Origin of the sequence: Antarcticibacterium flavum, from assembly GCF_006159205.1 — a bacterium.
Classification (GTDB): domain Bacteria; phylum Bacteroidota; class Bacteroidia; order Flavobacteriales; family Flavobacteriaceae; genus Gillisia; species Gillisia flava.
This window is the reverse complement of the sequence record NZ_CP040812.1, coordinates 608259-629988: the sequence shown is the minus strand read 5'-3', so window position 1 is coordinate 629988 and position 21730 is coordinate 608259. Positions and strand designations below refer to the sequence as shown.

Below are 21730 nucleotides of genomic sequence, written 5' to 3'. Positions count from 1 at the left end.
TTTTGACCATGGCAGAAAGAGACACCTTCACGTTACTTGCAGAGGAATTCGCTTTGTTCTTTGAACCGCTAAAATTTGCGCTGGAAAGTTCCGAGGATTTTAGAGAATTTATGCGGGATCTGGGATGGGACCTGGATGTGATTCCAAATCCTATTAAAAATCTTGAGGGAAGGGTAATTGAACTGCTGGACCTTCTGGACAATATTCAGGTAGATGAGGAGAATTTAGACCAGCTGGTTGCCGCAATACAGTCTTTGGTTACAGACATTGAAAATCTTAAAAACCTAGGGGCCGGGGAGCTTCCCGGTACCGTGGATGCCACCACTTTCAAGAACGAATTTCCCTCCCAGATTATCCAGACACTTGCTGTAGATTATCTTATAGAACAACGTGGACAGATTGGGATGTTGTTAAAATCCATAGGTATTATACGTATGGAAGAAGTGGAGGAATCTGGTAAACGCCTGGCATATCTTAAAAAGGAAATTTTCCTGGAAGATATTGGAACTTTTTTCAATGACCCTGCCGCAATTTTTGCAAAAGCTTATAAATGGGGTACCGCAGAGTTTAGGGATGATTATTTCTTTAAAAACCTATACGAACTCCTGGAGAATTTTGGTTATAATGTACGGCAGGAACTGCTTCATCCCACCATGCAGGAATACCTTGCAAAGAATGCAATAAATCCCGGGGAAGTTAACCCGCTAGCACTAAAATGGTTTCTATGGGAGGATAAGATTCCACCCATAGTTACGAAGACGGGGTTTGCCTTGCAGACACTTCCTCAAACCGCGGGAGAAATGCCCGGATATTCAGTTATTCCATTTGCCAATTCTTCAATAGAAGAAGAAATAGAACTTACCGATTACATAAAACTTCTTCTGAATTTTGGTTTTGATGTCTCCCCAGGTCTTGCAGTTATGGTGCGACCATCTGGAGTAAAAATAGCAACCGGGATCTTACTCGATAATCCCGGGCTTCCACCCTCAGCCCTTCGTTTCTCTGCGGGCATCCAGTACCAAAACAGTGACGGCGAGCCCACCATACTGCTGGGTTCGCCACAGGGTAGTAAATTAGAGTTCCAAAGCACTTCGGTAAAAATAGGAGGCGCAGTAATTTCAAATGGGGAACATGAGATCTTTGTGGAAACGGACCTAAAAAATGGAAAGCTGGTTATTAAATTGGGAGGGGCAGACGGGTTTCTTCAAAATATATTGCCGGCAAGCGGTATTGAAAGTTCCTTTGACCTAACGCTGGCCTGGAGTTCTAAAAATGGGGTCTACTTTAAAGGAGGTGGTGGACTGGAAATTGAATTGCCCACCCATATTGATATTGGCCTATTAAACCTCAATGGATTGCAGATTGGGATAAACCCTTCTTCAGCAGGTATTCCAATTAATTTAAGTACCAGTATTACGGCAAATTTTGGACCTCTTGTAGCCGCTATTGAACAGATGGGCATCACGGCAAAATTCGACTTTGCCGAAAATAACCAGGGCAATCTTGGCCCTCTGGATTTTTTAATGGATTTCAAACCCCCTACAGGTGTGGGGCTCTCCATAGATGCAGGTGTGATAAAAGGAGGCGGTTTTTTGGACCTAAAGCCAGAAAAAGGAGAATACTTTGGTATAATGGAGCTCACCTTCAGCGAGATCGTTTCCCTTAAAGCCGTAGGCATTATAAATACCAAAATGCCGGATGGCTCTGATGGCTTTTCGATGCTAGTGATCATAACTGCAGGATTCGGTGCCGGCATTCAGCTCGGGTTCGGCTTTACACTTCTCGGCGTGGGCGGCCTTCTGGGTCTTAACCGAACTATGAAACTGGAGGCACTGGCCACAGGGGTACGCACCGGGGCAGTGAACGGAATTATGTTTCCCAACAACATCATCGAGAACGCCCCGCGAATCATTAGCGATCTGCAAACCTTTTTCCCCGTGCAGCAGGACCGGTTTCTCATTGGCCCCATGGCCAAACTCGCCTGGGGCACCCCGGCACTTATTACTATTTCCCTGGGGATCATTATTGAGATTCCGGGTAATATTGTCATCCTGGGAATTCTGAAGATCGTATTGCCTACAGAAGAAGCCTCGCTTATAAAACTGCAGGTCAACTTTATTGGTGCCATAGAATTTGATAAAGAGCGCCTCTGGTTCTTTGCCAGTATGTACGACTCCAGGGTTCTATTTTACACCCTGGAAGGCGAAATGGGATTACTGGTGGGCTGGGGCGCGAAGGCTAACTTTGTCTCCAGCGTGGGTGGGTTCCATCCTGCTTTTAATCCGCCGGCACTACCATTTCCAGGTCCCGTAAGAATTTCCCTTAGCATTTTAAACGAATCCTGGGGTAAAATACGGGTGATGGGATATTTCGCTGTAACCTCCAATACCGCCCAGTTTGGTGCTAAAGCTGAACTATACTTCAAACTCAGCGAATTCAAAATTGAAGGCCATATAGGTTTTGATGCCTTATTTCAGTTCTCACCATTTTATATGGTCATTCAGCTTTCGGCCTCCCTTTCAGTCAAGGTTTTTGGCGCGGGACTTTTCAGCGTACGTGTGAAGATGTCCCTAGAAGGTCCCGCTCCCTGGAATGCCCGGGGCACAGGATCGATTTCCCTGTTGTTGTTTGATATTGATGTAGATTTTGACTTTACCTGGGGGGAAGAGAAAGATACCACCTTACCACCAATTTCAATTATGCCTCTCCTTGTTGCTGAATTTGAGAAAAAGGAAAACTGGAAGGCGCTGGTTCCCAAGAACAATAATCTTTTGGTGAGCCTAAGAGAAATAGATACTGTAGCTGAACTGGTTCTGCACCCCGTTGGCAGGCTGCAGGTGAGCCAGCGTAAAATACCACTTAGCCTAACGCTTGAAAAAATGGGAAGTCAGAAGCCCGAAGATGCAAATTTCTTCAGCCTGGAAACCCAGGATAGTGAGCTGTCAAAAATTAAGACCCTGGAGGAAGATTTCGCTATCGCCCAGTTCAAGGATCTAAAAGATGCCGAAAAACTAAGCAGCCCTGCGTACCAGCCTATTGAGGGTGGAATGGAGCTTTCGGTAAGTGGAGAGCAGCTTAAAACCGGCAAAAGTGTAAAAAGACATATTAGGTATGAACTAATCACTGTAGATACTAATTATAAACGTGGAATTCCTGTTTTATTTAAAATTATAAAAAGCCTGTTTGGAGTTTTTCTTCGGGCGAATACCGTATCCCGCGCAGAAGTTTCTTTTCAAACAAAGAAGAACCTGCAGCCTTTTGATTCACAGATAAAGATCACCGATACTGGTTTCTCTGTGGCCAAAATATCGAACAATTCAATATTAGATGCAAAGGCACATTTTAGCAGCCAGGCACAGGCAAAGGAATATATGCAGGCACAGCTTCTGGTAAATCCGGAACTGGATGGGGAGCTTCATGTCCTGCCTAATAACGAAATTAATCCGGCAGCATGAGCGATACTATATCCACATACACATTTTTACCATGGCTAAGACAGGGGATTGCCAATAAAATAGGCACCGGCGGCAGCAGTGCCGGGCGTGCCACTATCCCGGTTTCTTTAAAATTAAAGGGCAAGGCATTACAGGGGGCAGACCTGGAGCACACCATCAACCGGCAAATCGCTCTTTACGGCCCCGGTGATATTATTGGGATTGATAAAAAAGCAATTGTCAAAAATGAGCCCCGCAATTGGATCACCAATTTTGAGCCTAATTACATGCCTTACATCGAATTCTACGATGAGGATTTTCCCTGGCGATATTCCCCTTTAGCGGTGGATAAAGACAGGTTACAGCCCTGGCTGGCTTTGGTTGTGCTAAAGGAAGATGAATTTGAGGAGCCAAAAAATATGCTGGACAGGCCGCTGGCGTATATAAAAGTACCCAATCCCCAGGTTTGTATGCAGCCGGCAGATCAACTCTGGGCCTGGGCCCATGTTCATGTTAATGAAGACATCCTGGAGGAAAATAAGATCGTAACCGGGGATCCATCAGACATAAAAAACGTACTTACTAAATTACAGGATCTATTGGATAACAATCCCGATATGGCTTATTCCCGTATTATGTGTCCACGCAAACTCGAACCCAATGTCTCTTATCACGCCTTTTTGATCCCCTCTTTCGAGACAGGAAGGCTGGCAGGGTTGGGATTGGATCCTTCCAAAAGTCCCGCTGCGAAAACAGACTTATGGAAGAATTATGATGATAAGCAGGATAATAACCTATTCCCCGTTTACCACCGCTGGTATTTTAAAACAGGCACGGTGGGGGATTTTGAATATCTCGTGCGTTTACTTGAGCCTAAACCGGTTGACAGCCGTGTGGGCCGCAGGCCTATGGATGTTCAAAATCCAGGTTCCAATGTGCGTGGGATCACTGACCCTGCACTTGGGGGTATTCTCCAGCTGGGTGGTGCTTTAAAGATTCCTTTTGATGCCCTGGGGGATACTGATAAGGAAGAAGTTATCAAATATGATAATTGGGATCAGGACCCTTATCCGCATCCTTTTCAGCAGGATCTCGCAGCTTTTATCAACCTGGCCGATGAATATTCAGTGAAGATATCCGCTAAGGCCAATGAAGATGCAAAAATTGGTCTTGAACCTAATTCTAATGATGAAGATAAAGATCCGCTAATTACCGCGCCCCTTTATGGCCGGTGGCATGCGCTGCAACAACGACTGCTTAAAGAAAGGGATGGCAGCGAAATGACCAATAAAAAGAATTGGGTGCACGAGCTCAACCTGGATCCCCGTTACAGAGTGCCGGCCGGTTTGGGAACCGGAGTTGTCCAGAAGAACCAGGAAAATTATATGGAGGCTGCCTGGAAACAAGTAGGGGATATCCTGGAAGCAAACCGGAAAATACGCCAGGCGCAACTGGCCAGGGAAGCCTCCTGGGTGTGGTATGATAAGCACCTGCGGCCCACATTGGAGACAAATTTGGAAAAAGCCTTTTTCATCACCCGCCCGGTGCAGGCACGGGCTATGGTAAAAACTGATAATGAGGGGCAGGGCAATCTTCAAACTGTTTACTATACCTTAAAAAAGAGTCGAATTCCCTTAGCCCTGAGTTCTGCGGCAATGCGGCGGGTGTTGCGTCCCGGCAGCCGGTTAATGAAAAATTTGCCGTTTGAAGGGAATGTGAAAATTTCCAATTTAATCGATCGTGTCAATAAAGCTGAGGTTTATCCTGCCCCGCCCAAAGTAGTACCTGAGGACCTTCCTACTATTGAGGATGTAAGGAAAGAAGGCGAAAATACTATCCCGGGCTGGGCTATTGACTGGATCAAAAAATATCCCAGGCTTAAAACGTGGCTCATCATCCTGGTGATCATTATGTTCCTTGTTATGATGTTTGCCCCCGGGGACGTTTTGCCCACTGCTTTTTATACTCTTTTATTCATATTCTCTGTCATTGCTTTAGTCCGTTACAATAAATGGAAAAAGCAAATGGACGCTACGGAAAAGGTGAAAGAGGAAAATATGAGCCCGGAATATGTAGGCGAAATGCCTAAAAGTGCTGATTTTGAGATTACTCCGGCTGATTCTACGGTTACTCCAAAATTTGGCGACACAGATAGTACCGAAGCACAAAAATTTAAAGCCGCCTTGCGGGATAATTTTGACGTCATAGAACAAAGCCGCATTTTAGGTGAGCAGCCTGAAAAGCCGAAAGTGGATCTTCATGAACTGGTACATGCTACGTTTGTAGCCATTAATCCCCTGCTTACCATTCCCCGTCTTGTGGACAGCATGGTTTTTCTTCCCCCGCGCATACGGGATAAAATGAAGGAGCAATTTGTTGAAGCTATGGCTTATCCGGAATTCGATGTTCCCATGTACAAACCTTTAAAAGATATTTCTGCCGAATTGTTTTTGCCGAACATTAATTTTATTGGGCAAAACAGCATTTCGCTGCTGGAGACAAATCAAAAATTTATAGAGGCATATATGGTAGGGCTTAACCACGAATTTGCCCGCGAGCTACTTTGGAGGGAATTTCCAACAGACCAGCGGGGAAGTTATTTCCGGCAATTCTGGGATGTATCTTCCCATTTGCCTGATAAAGGTTTTACTGAAGAAGATTGGAAAGAGAAAATGCGGGATATTCCACCATTGCACCGCTGGAGCAAATTTTCAGAACTGGGAGATCATGATCACCGGGAAGAAGGAGGTGATAAGGAAAATGAGGTGGTTCTGGTTGTTCGGGGTGAACTGCTGAAGAAATATCCCAATGCAGTGATCTATGCTCATAAAGCTGCCTGGGTAGACAATAACGGCAGCATAGATTCCCGGAAGGAACGGCAATTGGTGGAGCTTGAGGACGTTGAAAATCCGCTGAAAACAGAAATTAAAACTCCGCTCTATGAAGCAAAAGTAGATCCCGATATTACATTTTTTGGTTTTGATCTTACTGCAACAGAAGCCCAAGGTGGCACGGGTGACGAGGAGGGAGACGAGAACAGGCCCGGCTGGTTCTTTGTTATTAAGGAACGTCCCGGGGAGCCTAGATTTGGTCTGGATATAGAAGCTGCTGAAGAAGAGATAGATGCGTGGAACGGACTTTCCTGGGATCGCGTGGCCGCGGGCAGGAGTTTCCTGGAGATCAACAGCGCTATGGAGGAGATAAAAATAGGAGAAATTAGTCTGCCCTCAGAAGATGAAAAAAAGCAGCAAAATAAAGAAGATAAAAACATTAAGTGGAATAAAGACATGAATGCTGCCGAGCTGGCCTATGTACTTTACCAGGTGCCGGTAATGGTGGCCGTACATGCCTCTGAAATGCTGCCCAAACCTTAAAACTTAGGATATGCCGGAATTTAATGATATACAGAAGAAGCTCTCCCACGCGATTAAGGAGAAGGAAGCAGCGAAGCAGGACCTGATTTTAAGAAAGGAACAGTTGCTGGCCCTGGCGAGGGAAAAACTTAACCTTCAGCGGAAATACGATCTGCAGGATCGCGAAATGGTAGAGCGCAAACAAAGCCTGGATCGCCGGGAAAAGGTTTTAAAAAATTCTCTTAACGAGCGAAAAACAAATCTTAAAGAAAGATCACAACTTGTTGAGGGCCTGCTCCGTGATTTTCAACCGTTTTCAGATCCACGGGAGCAGATCTCAAAATTTAAGGATGATACTCCTTTCCTGTTAATGCCGGTACGAATTGAGACCAGATTTAAAGAGTTAAAGGACGGCCAGGAAAGTTATTACCAGCTGTGGCTGCGGGTTTATCCTGATGATTGTGCGATAGATTCCTTTGAGGAAAGGCTTTCCCTGGCAGAGGTTAAGAGTGCAAAACTATACTACCAGGGTCTTTGGCAAGCAGGCGGACGGGAGGCAATGGAGCGTGCTACATGGCGCAACCTGGTTGCAACCTACGGATCTGGCAGGGCCGGTTATATCCTGGAGAATTATGAACCGGATAATATTGCAAATAAGCCTACGGGTGCAGGAGGAGATGAACTGATATTAACTATTCCTGTGACTGAGAGCCCTTCGGAAAAGGAAACTATCATAACCTACTGGAAGGAAGCCTGGCTGGCGGGCAACAATAAAGAAGCACAGAAAGAAGCAAAATCAAATCTTATCTCCAATACCGGGGAACAAAGGGCAGCCGAAATTATAGAAAATCTAATTCCTTCAAACTTTAATGCTCCGGCTCCTGAAAATCCTTTAGATGTAAAGGTGGTTTTTATATTATTTCCAAAGGATGAAGACCTTGAATTAAAAGAGCAAAGCTGGTCACAGGCGGCACGTTCAAATGTCCTGCCAGATAGATTTGTGATAACAGCTTATACAGGCAGTGATCAAACTTCAGAAAATATTGCTTTTCAGCAAATAGGAAACCTTATACCTTCTCCTTTAGTAATGGGTCCCGATCCCTCCCTGGAAAAAGAAGAGCAACTCCAACAGGAAAACGGGGAATTGAAGGTGAATAAAGAGTTGAAATGGATGGTGGATTTTGATGAAGCCGTTAAGAAAGGTATGGGCTTTAGAATATCCATCTCAGAAGAGCAGGCTAAAAGTGGTTTTGACAGGATTGTAGTCCTGGGGTTAAAACTAAGCGCAGGGAAGGAAGAAACGACTAGTCAGTTAGAAAACCTTTTTAAAAACCATCAGCGCAGCAAGAAGGGATTTAGCATTCTGCCGCAGGGTACGCCTACAAATAATACGGAAACGGGCGATGCTGCCTATGCTTATTTCGAGGATCCCGATGTGAGCTTTGATCAGCGGAAGGCCGGGGAACAATTCACAAAAAACGATGACTGGAATGAGAAAAAGGATGGACAGTGGCTGGCGGAGTTGCTGGGGCTTGACCTGGAGTTTTTTATAAATACTTACCACGCGGGACTGCCGGATCAGGCTGAAGCAAAGGCGATGAATACCTGTCTTTTTCCCGCTACCCTGGGCTATATGATGGAGAGCCTGATGCAGGAAGTCTTTACTGATGATGACGTGGAACAAACCCGCTGGTTCTTTAACAATTTTGTTAGCGGCCGTGGGCCTGTACCTGCTATAAAAATAGGAAGGCAACCTTACGGAATCCTGCCTACCACCAATTTTTCCAAAATTAAATGGCTGGAACCGCGGAATTTCCCAAGGGTTGAGGGTATTCCCTGGATCAAAGGAAACGAAGTATTCCTTCCGAAGCTTTACAGGATCCTGGAACAAATAGATAATGACTGGTCATCGCTGTTCAAAAAAGCTGCTTATGTGGGAAAACGTGGCGATGCGCATCAGATCTTATTGGATATCGTCGGTCTAAGTCCCACCTCTGTGGAGTTCTACCAGCGCTATGCTGAAAGTAAGGAGGCTGTGATCAATCGCTTTAAGCTTTCCGGGGGGTTGGGAGTATTCATCGGGCTTATCGTTGCAGGAACCTATGAAAAAAGCGGAAAGGATTTGCTGAAAAAATTTGGTGTCGAGACAAAGGAAACGCCGGAGATCCTGGAAAAATTCTTTCTGAGAAGCCAAAATAAGCTTTTTCGTCATCTGGTGGATGAGGCGAAACTTTCGGAAACTGAACCTTTAAAACCTATAACAACCGAAAATGAAAATTACCTGCAGTGGCTTCGAAAGGCGGCCAACACATCTCATGATACCCTTAGAAAGCAGGAAGGTTTTACAGATAATAAAACCCCTTCAGCCTTATTATATTTAATGCTGAAACATTCTCTTGATCTCGGGTATATCAACACAAGCCTGATCTTAAGATTAAAGGCGAATCAAATTTCTGCTTCAGATTACAGGAACTCTAAAGCGGAGCCTAAATTTATCCATTTCCAGCAGCAGGGCAGTCCGGCCAGTGAAAGCAGATGGAAAGCCTTATATGAAGCCACACCCGAAATTACCGGGAATAACCAGCAGTTGCTGGGGGACTATATACCACAGGTGATAGAGACCGAGCTAAAATCCTCTTATCTTAAAAAGCAACTGGATGCCCTGGAAAAGCTGGAAAAGACACCCACCGCCAGGCTGGAGAGGTTATTGACCGAACATATTGACTTATGCACCTACAGGCTGGATGCCTGGAAAAATGCCTTTGCAAACTATGAACTGGCTGCGATGCGGTTTGGACGAGGGAATGATAATGGAGTTTCCGCCAAATCTGGTATATACCTTGGTGCCTATGGATGGCTGGAAGACGTGCGTCCAAAAAATAAAAAGCTGAACCCAAAAAAGTTGGAGGATGCAGAACTGGCTGAACATTTTAACCGGAATGATGAACCACCGCTGATGGCCGATGATCAAAACGGAGGCTTTATTCTTGCGCCATCTTTGAACCATGCTGTGACCGCTGCAATTTTACGAAACGCGTATATGAGTGATGACAACCCGCAGACTTACGAAATCAACCTGTCTTCAGAAAGGGTGCGCAAGGCTTTGTCACTGGTTGAAGGTATAAGGGCCGGCCAGAGCTTAACTGAATTGCTGGGTTATTACCTGGAGCGGGAGCTGCACGATCAAAAGGAGAAACTGGGGAATATTGATTATTATATCTATAAGCTTCGGAAGGCATTCCCCTTGAGGGCCGATAAAAATAAGGATACCGAAACCGAAGATTCCGATCCTATTGAGGCTATTGAAGCCAGGAATGTAGTGGATGGACTGGCACTTATTAATCAGGTAAAAACCAGTAATATAAAAAATTACCCCTTCGGTAAAGAAAACATCCTGCCGGCCAATGGAAACGAAGCACCATCAGAAGAAATTAAGATTGCCATTGATAAAGAAGTGGAGAACATCATCAACCTGAATGATGCCATTGCCGATGTTGCTATGGCAGAAAGTGTGCATCAGGTAGTATTGGGCAATTACGATCGCGCTGCTGCTACCATGGAAGCCTATAGCAAGGGGAATTTTCCTCCCCAGCCCGAGGTGGTGCAGACGCCGCGCAGTGGAGTGAACCTCACCCATAGATTAGGACTCCAGTTTGAAACCGGACTTTATCCTATAGATTCACTCCCTGGGGATCCCATCACGCCACGTGCCGATGCTGAACCGGCTTTAAATAAATGGTTGGCTAATGTTTTACCCATGGACAAGATAGGTGTAAAGGTGAGCTTTTACGACCCCAGCAGCAGCTCAATGAGAACCGACACCCTAACAGTGGAGGCCCTGAAGCTGCAGCCCCTCGACCTGCTTTTCCTGGTTAATCAAAGCGACGGGCAGGCGATGACAGCCCTGGATGATGTTATTGAAAACCATGTGCGGGATACCCTGACCCCACGTCCCGATGCAGAGATAAAAATTGAGTATACGAGCCGGTTAACTAGTAAGATCAACTTTTTTGAGCTGAATGCTCAAATTCAGCCGCTGCGCACCCTTATCCTGCAATCACGGCCGCTGGAGCCTATGGACATTGCACTGCCTAACGAAGCACACACTTCTAAAAATGATAGCATGTTTCTGGATGAAAATCGGGTGCTAAAGGCCAAAAGCCAGGTAGAAGGAAAAATGACAGAAATAGTGGATTTTAGCAGCAAGCTGGAATCCTTACTTTCTGATACAGAAGCTAACCGGGAACAGGTATTGGAGAAACTCGATATTCAGTCTAATAAATATTTAGAAATTCTAAGGATATTGGCAGCCTATGGTTTACCCCAAACGGGCACTGGGTTTATTCACGAACGGAAAAGGGTGCTTTACGCAGCTGTTATGGCCAAAGTAGACCAGCTGGTGCAACGCTGGGATGAGAAACTTACAGAATTTAATGTACTTATAGACCAATATGAAAACCCGCCGGCAACAGCTACCGAAGAAGAGCAATTGAAACTTTTAATTTCAGCAGGACGAAAAATCTATACAGGTTCATTCACCGGAATGGATGCCGTAGTCTATAAAGGGAAACTTGATTTAATTAAAAGCAATTTTATTAAATCGAAGGACGCTTTTAAAGATATACAGAATGAGAAATATTCACTAAGCGAGCTTCTTAAAGAGGTAAAAAAACATTTACCCGTTACAGATTATGATTTAGAGGAGTTTGAATTAACACCACAGGAAGATCAGGTATTACTTTTTATGGAGGAATTAGCTTCCCACGCCCAAAGCCTGGAAAAGGATTTAAAAAAACGGCTTGATAAAGCACAGGAACTTTTAAGCAAAGCAATTCTTCTTCAAGCAGGGAAAAAACGCGTGGAATTGTTGCAGGAAGCAGGAGGCCAGATTTTTGGAGAGGATTTTAAAATGATCCCTGAGTTCGAAATGCCACAGGAAAATGCTGAAGAATGGGCAAATTCACTAAGGGACGACGGGTTATTAAAACATCTGGAAGAGGTAGAGAAAATAAACTTCCCTGTGGATGACTGGTTGTACGGTATGGCGCGGGTGAGGGAAAAGGCCAAAGCCTGGGAAAGCCTTTGCATGATGAGTGAAGCTTTTACAGAGAATAGTCCAGACCTGCGGCCTGTTCAGTTGCCTTTTCGACAGGGAGATAACTGGATGGCCCTGCCTTTTCCGGAAGATCAAAATCTGGCTGAGGACAGGCTGCTTTACACAGCTCATTATGCTACTGTTTTTGATAAAAGCAAAAGACAATGCGGATTATTACTGGACGAATGGACCGAGCTTATTCCTTCAAAAACTGAAGATGTGGGAGCTACCTTTCACTATGACCGTCCAAACAGTGAACCCCCACAGGTGATGCTGCTCGCGCTGCCTACAAAGTTTACCGGCAGCTGGAATTGGGAAGATCTACTCGAGACGGTAAATGACACTCTGGACCAGGCCAAAAAACGAGCGGTGGAACCAGGAGATATTGATAAAACCAGTTATTCCAGGTTTTTACCGGCTACCGTTTCCCCGGTCACTGTGCATCCTATTACCGCGTCATTAAATTATTCTTTTAATAACCTGGTTTACCATAAATTAAATACCGATCCTCATGAATAAATATATAGCTATAGACAATTTCAAACAGGTTTTTGATGAAAAATTGCTGTCTGCAATAACCATGTGGAACCGGTTGGAAGCGAGGCCCCGGGCAGATGATTTTGACCGGGTTTTAAATGCTGAAGTGCGGGATCCCTTATGGATGCTAACGAAACAGTGGCAAATGGGTGAGTTCAAGGGTGAGGATGCCGGTTCCCCGGCATTTGCAAAAGTGCAGCTGGCCACAACGCGCATAACAAAATATCAGGCGGCAAACAACGCTGTTCAAACCTATGATGATGAGGTCCCGCTGGAGGCGAAGGTGGAACAAAAAAAGTTACAGTTTGAGCAGGCAGGTAGTAAAACATCTCTGGATATTCGCTTGCTTATGGGGAGGCAATGGCTTAAACTCATAAAAATGCATCCTAATGATTTAAGGAAAGAATATATAGAGCGATACCCTTTCGAGTTGCCCGATCCGGAAGATAAATCTCAAGCCACTACCGTGGCACATCCCGAAGCCTGGCAATTAAGCATGGCAATCGCCGGACGAAGTATGGATGGTTATACATTTTACAAATACCTGAAGGAAAACCCAGCTCATAAAGCCTCAGATACTATTGTCAATTCCGGGAATCAGGATCTCGATGAGCTGGGCGAAAAATTTGTCAAATGGTATGAGACCTTATTCCTTCAGCCGGAAGAAGAAAAGAATAACGCCTGGGATCCTTCCCGCATGGAGTATGCTTTTGAGGTATCTGCTCCGGAAGGAAATGCAAAAAAAACAATGGTGGCCGATGAATATTACCACGGGCATCTGGATTGGTATAACCTGGACGTAGCCCCCAATAACGGTGAGCTGGAAATGAATGAAACCGGCAATCTACCACAGAATGTTCAGAGCCGGGAAACCCGTTCCTTTTTTCCCGTACCTGTATACTTTGATGGAATGCCCGATACCCGCTGGTGGAAGTTTGAAGATGGCCGGGTGAACTTTGGAGATATTAAACCTGACACTACAGATGTCAACAAGCTGCTGTTTATGGAATTTGGGCTAGTATACGCCAATGACTGGTTCATCGTACCGTTAACACTTCCTGCCGGAAGTATTGCCGATATAAGAGGTCTTTCTGTGACGAACGTTTTTGGTGAAAAACTGTGGATAGAAGCCGCGGGAAAAGGGCTGGATGACGACTGGAAACGATGGAACATGTTTGCCCTTAGCCGGAAAGGGGAACAGCGGCAACCGGCCGATAATAGTTTACTTGTCCTGCCCACCGTAGAAAAGATCCAGCAGGGAAAACCGCTGGAGGAAGTATACTTTTTACGGGATGAAGTTGCCAATATGGTATGGGCAATAGAAAAAAAGGTACCGTTATCTACCGGCTCCCCTAAACCTGGTGGCGAGGCTGCCGATGAGTTGCACGGGTTTTATCAAAAAATCCTTGATAGATCTTTAGGAAATGCTAATGCAGAAGAAAATAAGCCTAATTATCAGGCTAAAATACGCTATGAGATCATGAATAGCGTACCGGAAAACTGGATTCCATTTATCCCGGTGCAGACGTCGGTGAGTGACACTGAAATCCAATTGCAAAGAGCTTCTATGCCCCGCATTCTCGAAAATGACAATCCTGAAAACATCGAAAAAGTTAAACCCCGTACCCAAATATTAAGGGATGGCCTGGACCTTTTACAAATAAAACCCTATTTCATTCACGAAGAAGAAGTACCCCGCGCGGGAATTCGGGTATTTCAAAATTTTCAACGGGCACGTTGGTACAACGGTAAAGTTGTTAACTGGTTTGGCGCCGGCAAACAAACCGGTAGGGGACAGGGCCATAGCGGTTTGGCATTTGACAGGACCGTGGATGTGAAAAAGGACTAAAATGATTGTAGCAGATTTTTAATTGCGGGACAACCAATCATTAAATCCCCGACCTGACGTAAATCAACCAATCCCCAATTAACCAATCCCCTCCACCAAAAGTTGTGACTTCATACAAGCCTTTAGTCATTTAATTAGATTATACTGCCCGCTTCGGAAAATATAACATTCGAATAAAAAGTTCACGATGAAATACACAATGAAAATAGAGGAAGTCCAGACGGTTGATGAGATCAAAGAATTCTGGACAAATGAGGATTACGTTCAATTGCTGGAAAAGTTTAATTATCCCGGTGCGGAAGATACCGGCAGCGAGAGTATCGAGAACAGGTTGAGGGTTTCATAATAGATGTTTAACTCTTAAAACATAAAGTAAAAGTAGTCCCCACATTTTTTTCGCTGCTGGCTTTAATAGTACCTCCCAGGCTGGTCATATAACTTTTTACTAAATAGAGCCCAATACCTTTACTATCGTGATGGTTGGTAAACACCTGGTGCAATTCAAATAATTTATTTCCATTTTCTTCCATATCCAATCCAATTCCATTATCTGAAAATTCAATTTCCACACCTGTCGCAGTTCTTTTGGAAACAATGCTTATTTGTGGAGGGATCCCGGGTTTGGAATATTTTATCGAATTAGTGATCAAATTAAGAAAGATACTGTGCAGATAAAATTTGTTGGTGCGAAGGGTTTCAATTTCTGAAAAGTCAATATCGAAGGTTGTTCCTGTAGTATCAATAATAGACCTAAGAGAATCTATAATATTATACAGGATCTCTTTTGAATTAACCTCCTCCAACCCCGGTTTTAAAAGTTGATTTTCCCTGAGATGGTCCACCTGCTCGTTAAGGGTAATTTTTAATTTGAGAATGGATTTCTCTAACATATCAAGGTATAACAAGGTTTCCTCATCTTCAATTTTGGTGAGGTCCAATAGATCAAAAAGAGCTATTAAATTATTTACCGGTGCGCGCAGATCGTGAGAGGTAGTGTAACTCAATTTTGTTAATCCTGAATTTACCGAGGTAAGATCCCTTATCCTGAAATGCCGATCTTCTTCAAGTTGTTTTATATGCGTAATATTTTTTGAAATAGCATATATCAATTCTTTTTCCGGTACCGGAACTGAGGTCCAGGTAAGCCAAATGATCCCGCCGGTTTTAGTGATGTAGCGGTTTTGAAAGTGAACCAAAGGAATTCCTTCTAAAATTTTTGCGCGGGTCTCTGCAGTCTTTTCCTTATCCAGGGGGTGAACAAAATGACTTATAGGGTGGCTAAAAAGTTCTTCCCGGGTATATCCCATGGCTTTTATAAATGCAGGGTTTATTTTTCGAAAGTAGCCATCAAAACCGGCTATACATAGGAAATCATGAGAAAGTGAAAAGAAAAGCTCAAGATTCAGGTCTGTTTGTTGATGAAATTTATCGATTTCCATTATAGGATTGGGGTGTAGGTAAATGTAGGAAAAATTGGCTACTTATATTAATTGAATTAACCTGAACGAGATGGCGCCAATTTGTAATCTGATTTACAATTTTTTCTTCTCTTTCGTCCTCTTTATTGGTTCTTGGTTCTTGGATCTTGGTTCTTGTCTCTTGTTTCTTGGTTCTTTTTCCAGCGATGGCGCGGATTTGTAATCCGCGACGATTCATTCTCCAGCTTCCCAAATTCACGATTCTCGAATCCCCGGTTTCCGCAGTTAGGCGGGATTGCAAGAATATTTTTCCCTCGCCAGAACCCTTCCAGCGATGGCGCGGATTTGTAATCCGCGACGAATCCTTGAAAGGAATTACGACCTATGAAATCCCGAACTAATTGAACTAGCCAATTGAATAACCTATCTCTTATTTTGAGTATCAATTCTCCAACCGTGGAATTTTGATTACGCCCTTTCAGGGCTATTTAGGACTTGTCTGGATACATCATCCCGCTTCACGGGATGCTGACAGATGGCGCCCCTTCAGGGCTTGATTCCTGGTGAGAACAAATTTCGTAAATGGTAATTTTGATCGCGCATGGTGCCTCAAACTTCCGAACCCGATGACGCGGATTTGCAATCCGCGACGATTCATTCTCCAGCTTCCCGAATTCACGATTCTCGAATCTCCATTTTCCGCAGTTATATAGGATTACGAGAATATTTTTCCCCCGTCAAAACCTTTCCGTCTTGATTGGCCGGGGATTTTGGAGGTGCGAGAATGATTGCCAAAGCCAATCAATCTACCCCCCCGATCCACTCTCGGGGCTTGAAAAAAGGGAAGGAGCTTTTAAGTTTTTACTAAACGGGATGGTGCGGATTTGCAATCTGACTTATATTTTTTCCTCTTTTTCCTCTTTTTCGTCTTTAGGTCTTGGATCTTGGATCTTGGATCTTGGTTCTTGTCTCTTGTCTCTTGGTTCTTTTTCCACCGTTGGCGCGGATTTGTAATCCGCCACGATTCATTATGAGAATATTTTTCCCCCGCCAAAACCTTTCCGTCTTGATTGGCCGGGGAGTTTAGAGGTGCGAGAATGATCGCCAAAGCCAATCAAGCCATCCCCCGACTCTCTATCGGGGCTTGAAAAAAGGGAAGGAGCTTTTAAGTTTTTACTAAACGGGATGATGCGGATTTGCAATCTGACTTATATTTTTCCTCTCTTTCGTCTTTATTAGTCTTGGATCTTGGATCTTGGTTCTTGTCTCTTGTCTCTTGGTTCTTTTTCCACCGTTGGCGCGGATTTATAATCCGCGACGATTCATTCACCAGATTTCGAATTAACGAATCTCGAATTCACGATTCTCGAATCTTTAACCCCGTGTTACTCTTACTCTTCCGGTTTCTCGTATACGGAGATGAAGTTCACGGAATCCTCACCAGATCTTTGAAAATCCCCTCCTGCAACAAAGGTGTCCTCATAATTTGTTAAAGCAATTACCCAGTCACTGAGACCGCTTCCCAGGGCATTCCAGGTTTCCCCATCCCAGATGGCGATATTGCTTGCAGGTTTCCCGTCGGCATTTTCGAAGGTACCGGCAGCGATTAGTTGATCGTTGTAAACGGTAAGTGCATAAACACTTCCATCTACTCCATCGCCCAGTGCATGCCATTGCGAACCGTCCCAGCGGGCTATCCCGTTTGCAGGTTCCCCACCGGCTGTGGTGAAGGCCCCGCCTGCGATAAGACCGTCCTCAAAAATGCCCAGCACTTCCACCGCGCCATTAAGGCCGGTGCCCAGGGCCGTCCAGTTATTGCCGTCCCAGCGGGTGATATAATTTACGGTCTGGCTTCCTGCTTTATCAAACCAGCCCCCGGCATATAGTTCATCTTTATAGACCTCCAGGTCCCATACAGCAGCATTTATGCCGGTGCCCATATTTTGCCATTGGTTTCCATCCCACCTGGCCACACGGTTGCTGTCCTCGCCACCGGTTTCTGAATAGCCGCCGGCAATTACTTCATCATTGAATATGGTAAGGGCGACTGTAGCTTCTGTTCTTCCGGCACCCATAGGTTGCCAGTCATTCCCATCCCAGCTGGCGACATATTTGGCACTCTGCCCGCCGGCGTTGTTGAACCAGCCCGCGGCGATCAAGGTGCCATTATGGTCTGCAAAGGCATATACGATATCATCCATCCCGCTTCCCATTTTACTCCAGGAAGTGCCGTCCCATTGTGCGACGAAACTCACATTTTCATCCCCGGCTTTTTCAAACCAGCCTCCTGCCACCAGGTTGTTCTCGAAGACAAGGAGGTCCATAACTGTATCATCCATTCCACCTCCCAGTGGCTGCCAGGGCATGGGATCTTCATCTGGTGTTTCTGAAGGGGTTTCAACGGGATTCTCTATTGGTGCTCCTATAGGATCTTCAGGAACCACAAGATCATCATCTGAACTGCAGGATGAAAGGAACATTGTAAGAATGAAGAGATAGAGGAATTTTTGCGGAAAGGAAAGAATAAAGCTTCTCATAACAGGTAGTTTATGTAATGAATTAATAATAATAACGGTCGTGGGCTAACTGATGTAGGGAAGTAATGTCTTGTATATATAATTTCAGGCACTGTTTTACCTTAAAATTAATAAACGACTCAATATAAGGAAGTTATTTGTCTTTTCATTGTAAGAAACGGACATGGGTATATATTTTTGTTTCCATATTAGTTTCCGCAGTAAACCGGGTGGTTGCGAGAAAATTTTTCCCCCGCCAGAACCCTTTCCGAACTAACTGAACTAGCCAATTAACTAACCTTTTTCTTATTTTGAGTGTCAATTACCCGATGGCGCGGATTTGTAATCCGCGACGATCCCTTCTCCAGCTTCCCGAATTCACGATTCTCGAATATCCGACTTCCGCAGTTATTTAGGATTACAAGAATACTTTTCCCCCGCCAGTACCCTTCCCGAACTAACTGAACTAGCCAATTAAATAACCTTTTTCTTATTTTGAGTGTCAATTATCCAACCGTGGAATTTTGATTACGCCCCTTCAGGGCTATTTAGGACTTCCCTGGATATATCATCCCGCTTCACGGGATGCTGAAAGATGGCGCCCTTTCAGGGCTTGATTCCTGGTGAGAACAAAATTTGGAAATGGTAATTTTGATTGCGCCTGGTGCCTCAAACTTCCGAACCCGATGGCGCGGCTTTGTAATCCCGATGGCGCGGATTTGTAATCTGCGACGATACATTCTCCAGCTTCCCAAATTCAGGATTCTCGAATATCCGGCTTCCGCAGTTATATAGGATTACGAGAATATTTTTCTCCCGCCAAAACCTTTCCGTCTTGATTGGCCGGGGAGTTTAGAGGTGCGAGAATGATTGCCAAAGCCAATCAATCCACCCCCCGATCCACTCTCGGGGCTAGAAAAAAGGGAAGGAGCTTTTAAGTTTTTACTAAAAGGGATGGTGCGGATTTGTAATATGATTTACTTTTTTTCCTCTCTTTCGTCCTCTTTATTGGGGCTGGGATCTTGGTTCTTGTCTCTTGTCTCTTGGTTCTTTTTCCACCATTGGCGCGGATTTGTAATCCGCGACGATCCCTTCACCAGGTTTCGAATTAATGAATCCCGAATTCACGATTTCGAATCTCCGTTTTCCGCAGTTATATAGGATTATGAGAATATTTTTCCCCCGCCAAAACCTTTCCGTCCTGATTGGCCGGGGAGTTTTTAATTACGAGAATGATTGCCAAAGCCAATCAACCCATCCCCCGCCTCCCTATCGGGGCTTGAAAAAGGGAAGGAGCTTTTAAAATTTTTTAAAAAAGCACCTAATTACTAGAATTTATGAATTACCGAATAATTCATTGGCGCAGATGTGCAATCTGTAAGATTAAGTAATATTCTTCTTCGCTGCAATTTTTTCTAATGTGGGTGTTAATGGTACCTGTCCTGGGCTTAATTTCTTTTTAAGATAGACATTTGCAGGTCGTTCCAGATAATTATAAGAATAATAACTGGCAATAAGCACTGCCAGAAAACTTATTAGCATTAGTACATATTCCTGTTCCACCAACTTAATACGCCGGTCCAACGCCAGGATATATCTCATAATAAGACCATGAAGCATGTAAAAACTGAAGCTTATCTCCCCAAGAAGGATTAATCTTTTGTGGGAAAGCAAGTAAGAAATTCTTCCTGCCTGGTGTGCCAGAATAAATATAAGTGCCATAATAGGAAGCCAGAAAAACATTGATATTCTTAGCGGGACCGGTATAAAGGAATGAAACCCAAAGAAAATAAAAAACAAAGCTATAGCACCTACTTCCAGAAGAGTTGCAGTGCGTGCATTCTCAAAATATTTCGAAAAAATTTTGGTTTCATATATCCTGTATAGTAGCATGCCCATTATAAAGTCAGAAATCCTGAATAAGGGATTTATAGCAAAAAGAAAAATGTACTGCTCTGGTTTACTTATCCACATTGCCAAAAGCATAATTCCTATAAAAATAGAAAAGTAAAATACCAGATTCTTTTTTTTATAAAGTAGATACAGTAGGCCAGGGAAAAGGAGATAATAAAAGAGTTCATTGGATATACTCCAGGAAACCGCGTTAAAACCAAAATATATATCTTCTGCAGGAATAAAACTTTGTAACAGGAAAGCATTACTTAAAAAGCCGGTGAGCCACGAAGAAGGTTCTTCTAGAATTCCGCTAATAAATATAGGCAATGAGAGCAATAAAGTAAAAAGGTGTAAAGGATAGATCCTGACTATACGTCCCACCCAAAATTTTCTTGTGCTCACCTTCTTTTTTAAAAGACGTTTTTTGTAGTTAAGGGTTAGTATAAAACCACTTAGGACAAAGAAATAGCTAACGCCTATATAACCTTTGCTTAATAAGTTATCGAAGATCTTATAAAACATTTTTTCACTCGCGGGCATCCAGTCCAGGTGACTTAAAAATACCATAAAAGCAAAGATAAACCTAAGGGAGGTAAGAGGCTTAATCATTAATTCTCCAGGTTCTAACAGATGGTAGTTGCTTAATTCGGATCAAAGTATTTGCTTAAGAGAATTAACAGCAAAAAGAGCTGCAATTTTAAAAAAACACTTTGTAGGGAAAGTGAGGTGTGAAAGGCTCAAAATTAAAAAATATTTTAAATTTTTTAGGAAAATATTAAATTTTATGCTAATGTGTTCCATATAAATCATATAGAAATATAAATGTGTGCATTTTGCCTGCAGAATTGAGAAATTTTTAAAATTTCTCTTGCGGTAGAATCCCCAGTTCGAGAAGAATTATTTAAAGGTAGGAGAGAAGAAAGTCGTTGGATACTCTTCGCGGGTTCACCAGGTTTTCGATAGAATTTTTCCTGTAGGGATAGCGAAAGGGAAAATTAATCCCCGATTAGCAGCAGGATAGATCGAATTGAAGGAGGTGTTTCCTGAATAAATATGAGATCCGACTTACTTTTGGTATCAATTATCCAACCGTGGAATTTTGATTACGCCCCTTCAGGGCTATTTAGGACTTGTCTGGATATATCATCCCGCTTCACGGGATGCTGACAGATGGCGCCCTTTCAGGGCTTGATTCCTGTTGAGAACAAAATTTGGAAATGGTAATTTTGATCGCGCATGGTGCCTCAAGTTTATAGATCCGATGGCGCGGATTTACTATCCGCAAAACAGTGATAAAATTCACCAAGTATTGAATACAGAATTGGATCTGCGGCGAGGGAAAATTTTCGTAAAAGGGAATTTTGATAGCGCCTGTGACCTCCAGCTCATGAACCTAACCATTCAAAAATAGCCCTGAAGGGGCGAAATAGATTAGCGATGGGTGAAGCCCATCGTTTCGGGAAATCAGATTTTAAAAAGCCCTGAAGGGGCGCAATCAAAGCCGGATCTTCTACTCCTGCGGCCAATAATCAACAACCAGTACCTTCCAGGAAACAAGAAACAAGAAACAAGAAACAAGAATCTAGAACCAAGAGACAAGAACCAAGAGACAAGACTAAGAGAGAGTGAATA

Annotated in this window: 8 protein-coding genes; 5 read left to right on the top strand and 3 right to left on the bottom strand. The window is 43.8% G+C overall.

Annotation, left to right across the window (positions count from 1 at the left end; all coding sequences use genetic code 11):
• The first annotated feature begins 8 nt into the window (after window positions 1–8).
• The 5 genes from FHG64_RS02755 to FHG64_RS19095 all read left to right on the top strand — a co-directional run bounded on the left by FHG64_RS02755 (window position 9) and on the right by FHG64_RS19095 (window position 14614).
• The gene (locus FHG64_RS02755; RefSeq protein ID WP_139064971.1) at window positions 9–3455 is read left to right on the top strand and encodes a DUF6603 domain-containing protein; all 3447 of its coding nucleotides are present in this window, start codon (window positions 9–11) and stop codon (window positions 3453–3455) included.
• Window positions 3452–6808: a hypothetical protein gene (locus FHG64_RS02750; protein WP_139064970.1), complete on the top strand. Its 3357-nt coding sequence runs from the start codon at window positions 3452–3454 to the stop codon at window positions 6806–6808. Before FHG64_RS02755 ends, FHG64_RS02750 begins: the two co-directional genes overlap by 4 nt.
• Before the next feature lie 10 nt (window positions 6809–6818).
• Window positions 6819–12401 (top strand): hypothetical protein, encoded by a 5583-nt coding sequence (locus tag FHG64_RS02745; protein WP_139064969.1) that lies wholly within the window; start codon window positions 6819–6821, stop codon window positions 12399–12401.
• On the top strand, window positions 12394–14268 hold the full coding sequence (locus FHG64_RS02740) for a hypothetical protein (RefSeq protein WP_218937543.1): 1875 nt from the start codon (window positions 12394–12396) through the stop codon (window positions 14266–14268). Before FHG64_RS02745 ends, FHG64_RS02740 begins: the two co-directional genes overlap by 8 nt.
• 187 nt (window positions 14269–14455) lie before the next feature.
• Window positions 14456–14614, top strand: coding sequence for a hypothetical protein (locus FHG64_RS19095; protein ID WP_168191288.1), 159 nt, complete (start codon window positions 14456–14458; stop codon window positions 14612–14614).
• A 7-nt stretch (window positions 14615–14621) separates the two neighbouring features.
• Here FHG64_RS19095 and FHG64_RS02735 read toward each other — a convergent pair whose 3' ends face one another.
• The 3 genes from FHG64_RS02735 to FHG64_RS02725 form a co-directional block, all read right to left on the bottom strand.
• Window positions 14622–15707 carry a sensor histidine kinase gene (locus FHG64_RS02735; RefSeq protein WP_139064968.1) on the bottom strand — a complete coding sequence of 362 codons (1086 nt, stop codon included), beginning with the start codon at window positions 15705–15707 and terminating at the stop codon, window positions 14622–14624.
• A 1370-nt stretch (window positions 15708–17077) separates the two neighbouring features.
• Window positions 17078–18223 carry a hypothetical protein gene (locus tag FHG64_RS02730; protein WP_139064967.1) on the bottom strand — a complete coding sequence of 382 codons (1146 nt, stop codon included), beginning with the start codon at window positions 18221–18223 and terminating at the stop codon, window positions 17078–17080.
• Between the two features lie 1362 nt (window positions 18224–19585).
• Window positions 19586–20707 carry an acyltransferase family protein gene (locus tag FHG64_RS02725; protein ID WP_139064966.1) on the bottom strand — a complete coding sequence of 374 codons (1122 nt, stop codon included), beginning with the start codon at window positions 20705–20707 and terminating at the stop codon, window positions 19586–19588.
• Window positions 20708–21730: the final 1023 nt, after the last annotated feature.

Coding starts and splice junctions, on each gene's coding strand:
- FHG64_RS02745 (WP_139064969.1), top strand. CDS start 6,819: ATGCCGGAATTTAATGATATACAGAAGAAGCTCTCCCACGCGATTAAG.
- FHG64_RS02735 (WP_139064968.1), bottom strand. CDS start 15,707: ATGGAAATCGATAAATTTCATCAACAAACAGACCTGAATCTTGAGCTT.
- FHG64_RS02755 (WP_139064971.1), top strand. CDS start 9: ATGGCAGAAAGAGACACCTTCACGTTACTTGCAGAGGAATTCGCTTTG.
- FHG64_RS02750 (WP_139064970.1), top strand. CDS start 3,452: ATGAGCGATACTATATCCACATACACATTTTTACCATGGCTAAGACAG.
- FHG64_RS02740 (WP_218937543.1), top strand. CDS start 12,394: ATGAATAAATATATAGCTATAGACAATTTCAAACAGGTTTTTGATGAA.
- FHG64_RS02730 (WP_139064967.1), bottom strand. CDS start 18,223: ATGAGAAGCTTTATTCTTTCCTTTCCGCAAAAATTCCTCTATCTCTTC.
- FHG64_RS19095 (WP_168191288.1), top strand. CDS start 14,456: ATGAAATACACAATGAAAATAGAGGAAGTCCAGACGGTTGATGAGATC.
- FHG64_RS02725 (WP_139064966.1), bottom strand. CDS start 20,707: ATGATTAAGCCTCTTACCTCCCTTAGGTTTATCTTTGCTTTTATGGTA.